The 13,420-nt window shown below is 41.2% G+C and carries 11 protein-coding genes and 1 tRNA gene; 3 read left to right on the top strand and 9 right to left on the bottom strand.

What is annotated here, in order from left to right; translation table 11 throughout:
- Positions 1–6 precede the first annotated feature (6 nt).
- Positions 7–1,371 (bottom strand): efflux RND transporter periplasmic adaptor subunit, encoded by a 1,365-nt coding sequence (locus HUJ22_RS09475; protein WP_290876582.1) that lies wholly within the window; start codon positions 1,369–1,371, stop codon positions 7–9.
- Positions 1,372–1,565: 194 nt separating this feature from the next.
- On the opposite strand from HUJ22_RS09475, the gene fsa reads away from it, so the two are divergent.
- Entirely contained in the window at positions 1,566–2,222 is a 657-nt protein-coding gene (fsa, locus tag HUJ22_RS09470; protein WP_290876580.1) for a fructose-6-phosphate aldolase, read from the top strand.
- Positions 2,223–2,297: 75 nt separating this feature from the next.
- Here fsa and HUJ22_RS09465 read toward each other — a convergent pair whose 3' ends face one another.
- Complete coding sequence (locus HUJ22_RS09465) at positions 2,298–3,845, bottom strand: amidase (RefSeq protein WP_290876578.1); 1,548 nt, start codon at positions 3,843–3,845, stop codon at positions 2,298–2,300.
- Positions 3,846–3,959: 114 nt separating this feature from the next.
- Positions 3,960–4,328: a hypothetical protein gene (locus tag HUJ22_RS09460; protein WP_290876576.1), complete on the bottom strand. Its 369-nt coding sequence runs from the start codon at positions 4,326–4,328 to the stop codon at positions 3,960–3,962.
- Between the two features lie 98 nt (positions 4,329–4,426).
- Between HUJ22_RS09460 and HUJ22_RS09455 the strand changes: the two genes are divergently transcribed.
- Entirely contained in the window at positions 4,427–6,610 is a 2,184-nt protein-coding gene (locus HUJ22_RS09455) for an acylase (RefSeq protein WP_290876574.1), read from the top strand.
- Between the two features lie 56 nt (positions 6,611–6,666).
- Here HUJ22_RS09455 and HUJ22_RS09450 read toward each other — a convergent pair whose 3' ends face one another.
- The 4 genes from HUJ22_RS09450 to HUJ22_RS09435 all read right to left on the bottom strand — a co-directional run bounded on the left by HUJ22_RS09450 (position 6,667) and on the right by HUJ22_RS09435 (position 10,266).
- Positions 6,667–7,761 (bottom strand): PAS domain-containing sensor histidine kinase, encoded by a 1,095-nt coding sequence (locus HUJ22_RS09450; RefSeq protein WP_290876572.1) that lies wholly within the window; start codon positions 7,759–7,761, stop codon positions 6,667–6,669.
- A 119-nt stretch (positions 7,762–7,880) separates the two neighbouring features.
- Positions 7,881–9,359 (bottom strand): phytoene desaturase, encoded by a 1,479-nt coding sequence (locus tag HUJ22_RS09445; protein ID WP_290876570.1) that lies wholly within the window; start codon positions 9,357–9,359, stop codon positions 7,881–7,883.
- A 65-nt stretch (positions 9,360–9,424) separates the two neighbouring features.
- A complete protein-coding gene (locus tag HUJ22_RS09440; RefSeq protein ID WP_290876568.1) occupies positions 9,425–10,081 on the bottom strand; it encodes a septal ring lytic transglycosylase RlpA family protein in 657 nt (218 codons plus the stop codon).
- Positions 10,082–10,194: 113 nt separating this feature from the next.
- Positions 10,195–10,266, bottom strand: a tRNA-Thr gene (locus HUJ22_RS09435).
- Positions 10,267–10,360: 94 nt separating this feature from the next.
- Here HUJ22_RS09435 and HUJ22_RS09430 point away from each other — a divergent pair.
- On the top strand, positions 10,361–10,954 hold the full coding sequence (locus HUJ22_RS09430) for a rhomboid family intramembrane serine protease (RefSeq protein ID WP_290876566.1): 594 nt from the start codon (positions 10,361–10,363) through the stop codon (positions 10,952–10,954).
- A gap of 43 nt (positions 10,955–10,997) precedes the next feature.
- Here the strand turns inward: HUJ22_RS09430 and serC are convergent, their stop codons facing one another.
- Both serC and HUJ22_RS09420 read right to left on the bottom strand, forming a co-directional pair.
- Positions 10,998–12,077, bottom strand: coding sequence for a 3-phosphoserine/phosphohydroxythreonine transaminase (gene serC, locus HUJ22_RS09425; RefSeq protein WP_290876564.1), 1,080 nt, complete (start codon positions 12,075–12,077; stop codon positions 10,998–11,000).
- A gap of 22 nt (positions 12,078–12,099) precedes the next feature.
- Positions 12,100–13,311, bottom strand: a complete 1,212-nt coding sequence (locus HUJ22_RS09420; protein ID WP_290876562.1) for a DUF1015 family protein — start codon at positions 13,309–13,311, stop codon at positions 12,100–12,102.
- Between the last annotated feature and the right edge of the window lie 109 nt (positions 13,312–13,420).

Here is a 13,420-nt window from a genome sequence, read left to right as displayed (position 1 = left end):
GTTCCTTTAGTTTGAAGTTGAATCGGCATTCTCGGCTTGTTGCTCTCGAAGTTCACGAAGATAAGCCATGCGTTCTTCCCGGGTCATATCCTGCATTTTTTCACGAGCTTCGGCTCTTTCTTCTTCACTCATATTAGCCAGCGGATTTTGGCCGGAAGCAGCATTGCGACCGGGCCGGTTTGCTTGTCTTTCAATTTGCCGTTGTTCAGGAGCTTCAAATCTGTCTCCGGAGGCAACAGAAATTCTTGATCCGTCTTCAAGTCCGCTTTGTCCGGTTACAATAATTTTATCGTCAGGTATCAACCCGGCCAGTACTTCAATTTTATCCCCTTGTTCAATTCCTAATTCCAGCTGCCGGCGTTCAGCTATCGAATCACCCCGAGATACAAATACTGAATAGGTACGTTCTAAGTCTATGGTGTTGGTTTCAGGGTTGATGACGGTTTCCACTTGCTCAACCAATGCACTTCGGGGCACAATCATAGCCTGTTCTTTCGTGGTAATGTTAATCACATTTTCAACCAAAACTCCCGGATAAATATCGTTTCCGGTTTGGGTAAGCGTAATCACTACTTCTCCCAGACCGGTTGTTGCATCAAGCTGTGGGCTTTTACGGGAAATAATCCCCCGGGCACTTACATTGCTTTCATTTGAAACTCTGAGGTTAACTTCTTGCCCGATTTTTACCTCCCGCCAATCCTGAACAGGCAAATAAATTCGAGATTCATAGCCGTTTGTGCTGGCTATCTGAAACAATTCCGTTCCGGTAGTGGCCAAATCTCCTTTTTCAAGAGCCCGGCTAATGATAACTCCTGTGACCGGTGCTTTTACTTCCGTATTGTTAAAATTTTCCTGGGCCTGAGTAAGTGAAGATCGGGCAGACTCATATTGTGCCAGAGAGTTTTGATAAGCGGCCTGAGCAATATCCAATTGGGATTCACTTGTTAGGTCACGTTCCATTAACTGTTGTTGGCGCTCGTATTCAGAACTATCCCGCCGAAGGGCAATCCTGCTTTGTTCTACCTGTGAGCGGGCTTGAGTAAGCTGATCACGGAATGTAGCATCGTATATTTTTGCAAGGGCCTGGCCTTGTTGTACGGTATCGCCCAAATCAACATAAAGATTTGTAATACGATTGCTGACCTGTGGTACTACTGAAATTACATTTTGAGCTTTTACATTGCCATAGGAGCGAACTTGATCGGCAATGGTACCAATTTCAATCTCACTGGTTTCAACACTGGTGGAGCGTTGAGATCCGTTTCCCCCAAACATAGAGAAATTAGACCGGCCATTTTCATTTGAATTTCCGCCTCCGCAACTAATAATGAATAGACTTATTAAGGATAACAGGGATATTTTTTTTTTCACTTGATCAATTATTGAATTTGAATCTTTTTTTCCACTCAATGTTATACATATAAGTTCAACAGATAGTTTGTTTTTACAAGCTTGAGTTTTGTAAAAAAAAAGAAATTATATGTTTTTGATTTGCAATGAATGGGAGGGAATGAATCCTTATCTTTACCTTTGATGTTAATCATTCATTAAACTTTCGCTCACTCATGAAATTTTTTATAGATACCGCTGATCTCGATGAAATTAAAGAAGCTAACGACCTGGGAGTGTTAGATGGGGTAACAACCAACCCAAGCCTTTGTGCTAAAATAGGGGTTAAGGATTTTGAAGGGCATATTGCTAAAATTTGCAACATTGTTGAGGGAGATGTCTCTGCTGAAGTTGTTTCTACCGAATATGATGAAATTATAGAAGAAGGCCGTAAAATTGCAGCTATTGCTGATAATGTTGTGGTTAAGGTTCCTTTGATTAAAGATGGTATTAAAGCCATTAAAACATTTTCAGAAGAAGGGATTAAAACTAACTGCACACTTTGCTTTTCTCCGACTCAAGCACTTATCGCCGCTAAAGCCGGTGCTACCTATATATCCCCGTTTCTAGGAAGGCTGGATGATATTTCAACTGACGGCATGCAATTGATTCGGGATATTGTACAAATTTATGATAACTACGGATACGAAACCGAAGTACTGGCTGCAAGTATCCGTCATCCCATGCACCTGCTTGAGTGCGCTAAGGAAGGTGCTGATGTAGCTACCATGCCGTTGAGTGTAATTAAGAGTCTGCTTAAACACCCACTTACCGACAGTGGTTTAGAGCGATTTCTTCAGGACTGGGAAGACCTTCAGAAATCCCTTAAGTAAGGAATAGGGATTTAGTAATAAAAAAAGGGGCATGAACATTCATGCCCCTTTTTTTTATTGAAACGAAAATATAGGTTACAATTCAGGTGCTTTCCTGATCATTGTGGTTTGTTCAAAAGCATAGGCTATCTCGAGGAGAACAGGCTCACTCCATGCCCTTCCAAAAAAGGAGATACCTACCGGAAGTTCATCAATATAGCCCATGGGGACAGTGATATTTGGATACCCTGACCGAGCGGCAGGGGAGCTTGATGAAACTGCAAAATTATCCCCGTTGGTGAGATCCGTTTTCCATGCCGGGCCTCCTGTAGGCCCAATTATAGCATCAAGATTATGTTCGTCCATCACCTTATCAATGCCTTCTTCCCTTGTAGTGGTTAACATGCGTTCAAGGGCGTCTATATATTCCTGAGTTTCCAGATTTCCTTTTTCATTGGCCTGTATCAATAGGTCATGATCAAAATATCTCATCTCTTCAGGGTCGTTTAGTGTAGCCTCTACCAGTTCATCCATATTTTTTATCGGGGCGTCGCTGCCTAATGAAGTAAAGTATTTATTCAGGCCATCTTTGAATTCATATAGCAGAACCTGAAAGGAGTCACCGCCTACATTGCGGTCTGAAATCTGTTCTATTTCAATTACTGTAGCACCTTGTGATTCTAAAAATCTGACGGTTTCATACATAAGTGTATCAACCCGGAAGTGGCCTCCAAGAGAGCCTGTCCAAAGTCCGATGCGTTTTCCTTGCAGTCCGTCTGCATTTAAGAACTGAGTGTAATCAGTATGAAAGTTACCTTGACTTTCCAGGGTTTTTCCATCAGCCTCATCCACACCAACCATGGTTCCCAAGGCAATAGCTGCATCAGTAACAGTTCGTGCCATTGGGCCAGGGGTATCTTGTGTATATGAAATTGGAATGATACCGGACCGGCTCAATAGGCCTACGGTTGGTTTGATCCCCACTAATCCATTAGCCGAAGATGGACAAGTAATGGAACCGTTTGTTTCGGTACCGATAGAAAATACGGCCAGGTTAGCAGAGGCAGCGGCACCGGAGCCGGCGCTGGAACCACATGGATTTCTCGTTAAGTCGTAAGGGTTATGCGTTTGTCCACCCAAAGCGCTCCAACCGCTGGAGGAAAAGTTGCTGTGGAAGTTGGCCCATTCGCTAAGATTTGCTTTACCTAATATGACGGCACCAGCATCCCGAAGTTTTTGCGTAATAAACGCATCCTGATCCGGAACAGAACCCTCTAACACATTCGCCCCGGCAGTTGTCGGCATGTCAAAGGTGTCGATATTGTCTTTCAGCACTACCGGGATTCCATGTAAAGGTCCGCGTTTTTTACCATCGCGAAGTTCAGTATCCAATTCTTTGGCTACATCCAGTGCCCGCGAATTTATATAAAGCATTGAATTCAGACCGGGCCCGTTTTGATCTTTTTCAGCGATGCGCTCTAAATAGGCGGCAGTAACATCCTCAACAGTAAAATCACCCTTTTCATATCCTTTTTGTAATTCAGTTATAGTGATTTCTTCCAGATTGAGCTGGTTATATTTTGATTGAGTTTGGCAAGCCATAAAAAGTAGAGGCAAAGCCAGTAAGAGCATTATTCTTTTCATAAAATGTAGATTTTGATCCTTGTATGAGCAAGAATATACAAGGCCTGAGAGCTATTTCCATAAAGGATGGAAGTTTTTTACAAGCTTGGTAATTTACTTATGAAGAATAGTATATCAAATGGAGAGGAAAAGTATTATTCCAAGGATCAGGTTGGGGATGGTCCCATATTTTGCGTATTTCCAGTGTTGCAGGATTAGGGCTTGAGAAAGGGTAACGCCCGAAACGCCAAGGCCGATATAAAAATACGAGTCGGCTAAATAGAATACGGAAGTTGCAATAAAAATCAGGGAAGTTATCAGCCAGATAATACCGGATGATTTGGTGATGGGCATCTTTAATTCTTCAACTTCAGCCAAGTCAAAAGCTTTCAAAAATCCGGTGATATGAATTAATCCGTGAAATAGAATAATTACTGCGATGGTTATTTTCATGGCATTTCCTCTTTCGCTTAAGGTGTGTACCAAATAGTAGGATTTTATCATGTAGATTCCGTGAATGATAAATTGATTTACATTTTCGACTTTTTTTTTCTGATTCTGTTGACCTACATTCAAATACTTTCTAATCAAATTTTTTATTCATGAAAAAGCTGCATTATTTCTTTTTGGTTATTCTGTTTGTATTAACCGGTTGTCAATCGCAATTTAGCGCATCCGAGATTGCACTCTGGGAAGAACAAGCATCCCAAATTGAAATTATTCGGGATGATTTTGGTGTTCCTCATGTCTATGGACAGACAGATGCCGATGCAGTTTTTGGATTGATGTATGCCCAGGCTGAAGATGACTTCAACAGAGTAGAGCGAAATTATATTTGGGCAATCGGAAGGCTGGCAGAAGTGGAGGGAGAAGAGGAGTTGTACAGTGACCTCCGTGCCCGGCTTTTTATGAGTAAAGAAGAAGCTGTCGATTACTATGAAAATGCCCCGGATTGGCTCAAGGAACTTTGCGATGCATGGGCTGCAGGATTGAATTATTATCTTTACACCCATCCTGAAGTAGAACCGGCGCTCATTACCAAGTTCGAACCGTGGATGCCAATGTATTTCAGTGAAGGCTCCATCGGCGGAGATATTGAGCGAGTTTCAACCCGGAGAATCCGGGCCTTTTATGAAGACCGGACCTCACTTGCACTAAATGGGTTTGGCAATGGGTTAACGATAACGGATCCCTATGAGGAGCCCAAAGGTTCAAACGGAATTGCGGTATCCGGAGATCTTACCGAATCAGGAAATGCGATGTTACTCATCAACCCGCATACCTCATTTTATTTTCGCGGCGAAGTTCATGCAGTGAGTGAAGAAGGGTTAAACGCATATGGAGCGGTGACATGGGGACAATTTTTCATTTATCAAGGGTTCAATGAAAAAACGGGTTGGATGCACACGTCTACTTATACGGATGTGATTGATGAATTCAAGCAAGTGATTGAAGAGCGGGACGGGCAGCTTATGTATAAATATGGAGACGAATGGAAGCCGGTGGAGACTTCTGAGGTAACGCTGAAATACAAAGAAGGGAACTCATTAAAAGAAAAAACTTTTCCGGTTTACCGAACTCATCACGGGCCGATTACTCATATGATTGACGATGAATGGGTGGCAACTTCACTGATGTGGGAACCGGTAAAAGCGCTGGAGCAATCCTATACCCGAACCAAGAAAAACAATCATGATGAATTCCGGGCTATGATGGACATTCGGACTAATTCCTCAAACAATACGGTATTTGCGGATGCAGAGGGAAATATCGCCTATTATCATGGAAATTTTATTCCTATTCGTGATACTCAGTTTGATTATACCCAACCGGTAGATGGAAGTAATCCGGCTACTGACTGGCAGGGTTTACATCCGGTAGATGAAGCGATCACGATCTTAAATCCCGGTAACGGCTGGATCCAAAATACGAACTCTACCCCATTTACCGCTGCTGCTGAGTACAGCCCTAAAAAGGAAGACTATCCACGGTATATGTCCATAGACTCTGAGAATTTCAGAGCAGTTCATGCCATTGATCTGCTCAAGAGAACAAGCAACCTGACGCTGGATGGATTGATTGAGTTGGGATATGATCCCCGCCTCCCCGCTTTTGAAAAAATGATCCCGGGATTGGTTCAGGCGTATGATAATTCACCTCCAAAAGGTGAAACCATAGCTGAAGCGATAGAGGTAATGAGAGGTTGGGATTTTACGACCTCCGAAGAATCCGTGGCCATGTCCCTGGCGCATTTCTATGGAATGAATTATTTGAGAAATGGAGAGAATCCCGAAGGCCTGAATTTTATGGAACGGATGGATTACTATGGAGAAGGATCACCTGAAGAAGAACGATTAGCGATCTTTAAGCAAACTATCGAAGACCTTGAAGAGGACTTTGGCAGCTGGGATACTCCATGGGGAGATATAAACAGGTTTCAGCGGCTGGATGGTTCTATTGCCCCGAACTTTGATGATGATAAGCCAAGTCTTCCGGTTGGTTTGGCCTCAGGAAGATGGGGTGCCCTGGCATCATATGGTGCCCGAACCTATGATACTAAAAAGCTCTATGGGACATCAGGGAACAGTTTTATCGCCGTAGTTGAATTCGGTGATACCGTGAAAGCAAAGAGCTTGCTGGCCGGCGGACAAAGCGGTGACCCGGATTCTCCGCACTTTTTTGATCAGGCTGAACGCTACGTTAATGTGAACTTTAAAGATGTAGCTTATTATCGAAATGATGTAGAAGCAAGGGCAGAGGAAAGATACAAACCGGGAGAAAGGTAAACGTGTGAAAAAGGACAGTGGATTGGACTTTCCTTTAAATTAAGTTGAATCCGGCGCTAATCTTTAAAAGTAAGAGTGAACGTAGTGCCTTCATCAACCTTACTGTGTACCGTAATTCGTCCGCCCAGGTTGGTAATGTGATTGTAGACAAGGTAAAGCCCGACACCCTTGCTGTCTCTATGGTCGTGAAAGCTTTGATTCAGCCCGAATACATTGTCCTTCTGCTTTTCGCTGTCAAACCCTATCCCGTTATCAGAAAAAATAAGCTGCTTTTTTTCATTAATGATTTCGGTTTTTATAGTGATAACTGGATTCCGGTCCGGATGGGCATATTTAATGGAATTGGTGATCAGGTTCAGAAAAATACTTTCTAAATATCCGGGATTGAATGTCACCGAATCAAAAGCATCCAGGTCGATCTGAAAAGAGGTATTGGTATCTTTAATAAGTGAATCCAAAGTCAGCCTGAGAGAATCGATCACGTCCATAAACTTGATATCAGACAGACTTATTGATTGTGAATCTTGACTCTTCAGGTCATCCACATAATTGTCTAAAGTTGTTTTCAGATTTTCTGTAGATTTCTTTAGTAGTCCAATGAACTCACGGGTTTCTTCATTACTAATGTGGGAAATATCCATCAAACTAAATATAGCAAGCAAGTTACTGACAGGTGCCCTGAGATCATGAGAAGTCGTGTAGTTGAGTTGCTTTAAGCGTTTATTGGTTTTGCTTAATTCCGAAAGCAACTGATTTCGTTCTTCTTCATGTTTCTTTTTATGAGTGATATTTTTGGCAATAGCATAGATCAATTCATCATCGCTAACAGGTATCGAAGTCCAGGCAAACCAAACGATTTCTCCCCGTTTTGTGATATACCGATTCTCAAAATTTGTAAGCGGCTTTCCATATAAGATTGGTTCGCGATATTTTTGAGTGATTTCTTTGTCATCCGGATGCTGAAAATAACTAATGGGCTTTGAAAGGAGTTCTTCCTCTGTATATCCCAAAACTTTGCATACGGCAGGATTTACCCTTTTAAAATACCCGTCAAACCCGGCAATACAGAGTAAATCATGCGATAATTCGAAAAATGGGGCTAATGAATAGTCCGTCTGCATTTCCAACTTATTGCCGTTATTCAAATTCATAAATTTTTATTTAATGTGTCCTAAAATGGGCTATCAATCATTAGAAGAATCTAATGATTGATTGTAAGATTACCTAGTTCTTAAAAAAGTCCGGGCTCAAGTTTGATTGGGTATTGATATTATGCAGAGCCAATCAAATCCTGAGCAATGATTGAAGATGAAAGAACGCCGGGAAGTCCTGCGCCCGGATGGGTTCCGGCTCCTACAAAATATAAATTTTCTACATCCTCAGATTTATTGTGCGGCCGAAACCAAGCCGATTGAGTTAAAATTGGTTCCACAGAAAATGCCGATCCTTTATAGCTGTTTAGTTCATTTTTAAAGTGCAGTGGGTCAATGTAATGCTCGGTAATGATGTTTTCCTTTAAATCGGGCAGATAATTTTCTTCCAGGAAGTTCATAATGATATCTCGATATTTTGGAGCCATTTCATTCCAGTCGGTGCCACTGTCTAAGTGCGGAACCGGAGAGAGTACATAGAATCCTTCACAGCCTTCAGGTGCCATTGATGGATCAGTAACTGTGGGCATATGCAGATACAGCGAGAAATCATCGGAAAGATGTTTTTTATGAAAAATATCTTCCAGCAATTCTTTATATCGTTTACCTAAAATGATGTTATGGTGAGCTAATCCGGAGTCCAAGTATCGCTTCTTAGTTCCAAAATAAATTATAAAGAGCGACATGCTGTACTTGGTCCGCTCAATTTTACGATCGGTATATTTCTTTCGATGTATTGGGTTAATCAGGTTTTTATAAGTGAAGGCCACATCAGCATTGGAAACAATTTTATCGGCTTTCAGAATCTCTCCATTTTTAAGACGAACGCCCGTAGCTTCTCCATTTACCACTAAAATTTCATCTACTTCAGTTTCAGTATGAATTTGACCACCTTGTTCAAGTATCAATTTTTCAAGTGCATTCACGATTGCCCCGGTACCACCCATGGCGTAGTGTACGCCCCATTCTCGTTCCAAGTAGTGGATCATGGCGTAAATGGAAGTGGTATCAAATGGATTTCCACCGACTAATAATGGGTGGAATGAGAAACATCGCCTCAGGAATTCATCCTTAATAAATTGAGCCACATATTTATAAACAGTTTTGTAAGACTGTAGCTTAATGAGATCAGGAGCAACCTTCAACATATCAGTGAATTTGAGGAAAGGCTTGTCTGCCAGTTCCACAAAACCCTTATCGAAAATGGCTTTGGTTGTTCCAAGGAATTTCTCGTAACCCTCAACATCATCAGGATTTTGCTTGCGAATTTCTTCAAGGGTAAATTCATGATCATTATTATAATCAAAGTGTTTGCCTTCGGCATCAAAAATTCGGTAAAAGGGATCACAGGGTACAAATTTTACATATTCTTCCCGTTTCTTGCCGGCCGCCTCAAAAATATCATCAAACATAAAAGGGGCGGTGATTACAGTAGGGCCACCATCAAATTTGAATCCGTTTTTTTCATAGACATACGCTCTTCCGCCAAGTTTGTCTCTTTTTTCGAGGATGGTAACCTCATGGCCTGCAGAAAGTAAACGAGAAGCTGCTCCTAAGCCCCCGAATCCGCTTCCTATAACAATGATTTTTTTCTTCATAGACAGATTGTTTTTGTGTTCTGTGGGAAACGGAAAAAACCGGTGCATCAATCCCGAAGCATCCATTAATTTTCAATTTGTTTCACAAACCCGACATACCCCATATCATTGAGTCGTTGCATTTCTTTTTTGGCTTCTTCCGGATCAGTATAAGTCCCAAAATAGACCCGGTATAAGGTTTGGTCACCGGTTTTTATGGTTTCAACACGACTTCCGTCAATTTCGGCAGTTTGTTTTTCAGCCTGGCTCCGCTTTTTGTATGATCCTAACTGTACGGTATAAGTGGGTACTTTTAGATCAGTAATCCGGGAATTCTCTAAATCACCTTCAAGCAAATATAGACGAACGCGGGCAGTTCCTGCTTCAATCATGTCAATCCTCTTGGCTGCACCCCTGGAGAGGTCAATAATACGGTTTTTTGCATAGGGGCCTCGATCGTTAATGCGAACTTGTACCGTTTTTCCATTATCGAGGTTTTCAACGAGCAGGATGGTACCGAAGGGGAGTGTTCGGTGGGCAGCGGTGACTCCATCCATGTCATACACCTCACCATTTGCAGTTAACTTGCCATGGAAATTAGGGCCATACCAGCTCGATACTCCATTTTCAATTACCCGGGCATTTTCTGTGGAAGCAAAATCGGTTCCTTTTCGTGAAATACCACAAGCTGAAATCAGAATAGTTATAATTATAAGAAGGGAGAAAATTTTAAAGCTTTGCATGCAGATGATTTATTGTGAACCCTAAAAAATATATACTGCTTTCAGGTGAAATGCTGTAGAATTTCCTGCAAAATTACAGTAAAAATCTGACATGTATTTTAGTCATTATTATGAGCCGAAGATCGGATTTGAACCGACGACCTATTCTTTACGAGAGAATTGCTCTACCACTGAGCTACTTCGGCTAAAACATTAAAACTAAAGTTACGATTCTTTTCGATTCTTCTGCAAGAGATACGTTTTCATCTTACCTTGAAAAGAAAAATAAACGAATACTACATGTCGGTAACACTATCTCTTATTGCAGCAAATGTTTTGATTTCATTGGTAACTCTCTACGCCGCACCTAAATTGTTCGAGAAATTCATGATGATACCATACCGGGTAGTTCGTGAAAAGTCGTGGTATGAACTTGTCAGTTCCGGTTTTGTTCACGCGGGCATTGGGCACCTCTTTTTGAATATGTTTGTTCTCTTCTTTTTTGGATTAGTATTAGAGCGTGAAATAGGGCAGGGACACTTTTTAGCTCTTTATTTTACCGGGCTCATAGTTTCCAGCCTTCCCTCTTTAGTGAGGCATAAAGACAACCCCGAATTTGCCACTGTTGGGGCTTCCGGTGCTGTTGAAAGCGTATTATTCGGGTATATACTGCTTTTCCCGCTCGATCCCATTTATATTATGTTTATCCCATTTGGCATTCCATCCATCATTTTTGGGATATTATTCCTGGCCTATAGTGTATACGCAAGTAAAGGTGAGGGGCGCATTAATCATGAAGCCCATATAGCCGGAGCCGTTTGGGGACTTTTATACCTGATTATTTTTGTACCCAATACGGTTGATAAGTTTCTGAGCGTGTTCGGATTACTATAAAAAAGATAGCCGCTGTTTCAAATAATAAATTATATAGCCGGCTTTACCCGTTGTCGGCACGGAACTTATTCATGAAATTGACAAGTATCTCAAGGCTTTCAAGGGTACAGGCATTATAAATGCTCGCCCTGATTCCACCTATGGTTCGATGTCCTTTTAAAGCAACTAAATCATGTTCGGCGGCTTCTTTCAGGAATTGTTGTTCAAGAGCTTCAGAAGGTAACCTGAAAGTCACATTCATTTTGGATCGTGAATTCACCTCAGCTATACCTCGATAAAATCCATCATCATCGATAGTTTTGTAAAGTAAATCTGCTTTTTGTGAATTTATTTTCTCGAAATAAGGTATCCCGCCTTTTTCTTCAACCCATTTTAATACCAAGTTCACCATATAGACTGCAAAGGTGGGGGGAGTATTAAAAATTCTATCAGCATGAGTGTGATAATTCAGGATGGTCGGAATATCTTTTTTATCTGCTGTTTCCAGAAAATCTTTTCTTATAAGAACAACAGTTACGCCTGAAGGGCCCAGGTTTTTTTGTGCGCCGGCGTAAATGAGGCCGTATTTATCGATATCAATTTTTCGGGAAAGGAAATCAGAAGAGGCGTCACAAATCAATGGGGTACCTTTAGAGTCTGGTTCTGAAGAAAACTGGGTTCCGTAGATGGTATTGTTTGATGTAAAATGAACATAACGGGATTCACCCGAAAGATTTAATTCCTCATCAGCAGGTACCCGGGTGAAATTTTGGTCTTCACCGGTATAGGCTACATGAACATTACCAAAGAGCTTGGCTTCCTTAATAGCTTTTTTTGACCAAATTCCGGTATTGATATAATCAGCAGTTTCTTCCGGTTTCAAAAAATTATAGGGAACCTGCATAAATTGCGTACTGGCCCCTCCCTGAAGGAACATGATCTTAAATTTGTTGCCGAGACCTAAAATTCGATTTAAACGCTCTTTAGCTTCGGTATCAACCCGGGTATACGACTTGCCACGATGGCTTTGTTCCATAATGGATGTTCCCTCACCCTGATAATCGAGAAGTTCTTTTTGGGCTATTTCTAAAACTTCTAAAGGAAGGGCCGCGGGCCCGGCACTAAAATTATGTACGCGTTTCATGTATGATTAAGAATATTTGTTACTAAAAAGTGTGAATTAAAAGGCCGGATCGTAGCTTAGGCTCAAACCAGGTTGATTTTGGCGGCATCAGTAATCCGGCATCAGAAACATCCAAAAGTTCTTCAATACTAGTTGGATACAAGCTAATACCAAGAGAAGCCTCACCGGTATCTACCAGCTTTTCCAGTTCATCGGTGCCGCGAATCCCCCCCACAAAATCAATATTGGGATCGGTACGCTGATCTTTGATATCAAGCAATGGTTCCAGTACTTGATTCTGAAGAAGTGTTATATCCAGATTCGAAACAGGATCATTCTTTTCTGATGCCTTCAGTGTAAGTCCATACCAATTGTCATTTATATAGAATGAAACCATGCCTTTTTTCGAAGGTACAGGTTTGACATTTTTTGAAAGTGTAAATTCTTTTTTGAGTTGTTCCAAAAAGTTGTCGGGAGTTGACAATATTATCCTGTTATATGCAAGTATTTCCATCTGATCCATTGGAAATAGAACAGCCGGGAAGTAATTGTACTCTTCTTTTCCGGTATGCCCGGGATTTTGAGAAGCCATTTCTTTGGCAGCACGAGCGGCACTTGCACACCGATGATGACCATCGGCAATATATAACTTAGGAATATCCTGAAAAGCCGAAACCAAAGAAGCTTTATCATCTACTTTCCATATGGTATGCGTAATTCCATCTTCAGAAGTTAAATCGTATATAGGATCCTCCCTGCTCATATATTCATTCACATATGAAGTAACACTTCCGCTGTCTCTAAAAGTAAGCATCACCGGTTCAGCATGCGCTGCCTGTATGATAATATGCTTGGTACGATCATCTTCTTTGTCAGGCCGGGTAAGTTCGTGCTTTAGAATAACGTTGTTATTATAATCATTCACACTTACACAGCTAAAGATACCCGTTTGAGAACGACCCTCCATAACGAGCTGATAAATATAAAGAGCCTCATGTTCTTCTTGTAAAAAAGCATCAGAGTTGAGCAGCTCATATAAATTCTTGCGCCCCTGATCATATACTTTTGCATCATAAACGGAAGTATTTTCACTTAAGTCGATTTCAGGCTTAATGACATGCAGAAAGCTTTGGGGGTTGCCATTAGCTAATTTGCGAGCTTCTTTTGAGTTTACCACATCGTAAGGCACACAGGCAATTTCTTGAGCTAGTTCAGGGTTAGGTCTCCATGCCTTAAAAGGCTTGACAATAGCCATATAATAGTATTTGATTTTCGTTATTCTTGATGGTTCATAATGTACATAAAAATGAACTTTATTAAATTTGGAAGCCCGTAAATATGGGCGTTGATTTTAAGAACTTAAA

The sequence above is a fragment of the Gracilimonas sp. genome (genome assembly GCF_014762685.1).
In the GTDB taxonomy this organism is placed as follows: domain Bacteria; phylum Bacteroidota; class Rhodothermia; order Balneolales; family Balneolaceae; genus Gracilimonas.
Note: the sequence above shows the minus strand (reverse complement) of the source record. Positions and strands in the feature narration are given on the sequence as shown.

Bases quoted from the DNA above. Each gene is read 5' to 3' on its own strand.
- fsa (WP_290876580.1), top strand. From the start codon at position 1,566: ATGAAATTTTTTATAGATACCGCTGATCTCGATGAAATTAAAGAAGCT.
- HUJ22_RS09465 (WP_290876578.1), bottom strand. From the start codon at position 3,845: ATGAAAAGAATAATGCTCTTACTGGCTTTGCCTCTACTTTTTATGGCT.
- HUJ22_RS09460 (WP_290876576.1), bottom strand. From the start codon at position 4,328: ATGATAAAATCCTACTATTTGGTACACACCTTAAGCGAAAGAGGAAAT.
- HUJ22_RS09455 (WP_290876574.1), top strand. From the start codon at position 4,427: ATGAAAAAGCTGCATTATTTCTTTTTGGTTATTCTGTTTGTATTAACC.
- HUJ22_RS09450 (WP_290876572.1), bottom strand. From the start codon at position 7,761: ATGAATTTGAATAACGGCAATAAGTTGGAAATGCAGACGGACTATTCA.
- HUJ22_RS09445 (WP_290876570.1), bottom strand. From the start codon at position 9,359: ATGAAGAAAAAAATCATTGTTATAGGAAGCGGATTCGGGGGCTTAGGA.
- HUJ22_RS09440 (WP_290876568.1), bottom strand. From the start codon at position 10,081: ATGCAAAGCTTTAAAATTTTCTCCCTTCTTATAATTATAACTATTCTG.
- HUJ22_RS09430 (WP_290876566.1), top strand. From the start codon at position 10,361: ATGTCGGTAACACTATCTCTTATTGCAGCAAATGTTTTGATTTCATTG.
- serC (WP_290876564.1), bottom strand. From the start codon at position 12,077: ATGAAACGCGTACATAATTTTAGTGCCGGGCCCGCGGCCCTTCCTTTA.
- HUJ22_RS09420 (WP_290876562.1), bottom strand. From the start codon at position 13,311: ATGGCTATTGTCAAGCCTTTTAAGGCATGGAGACCTAACCCTGAACTA.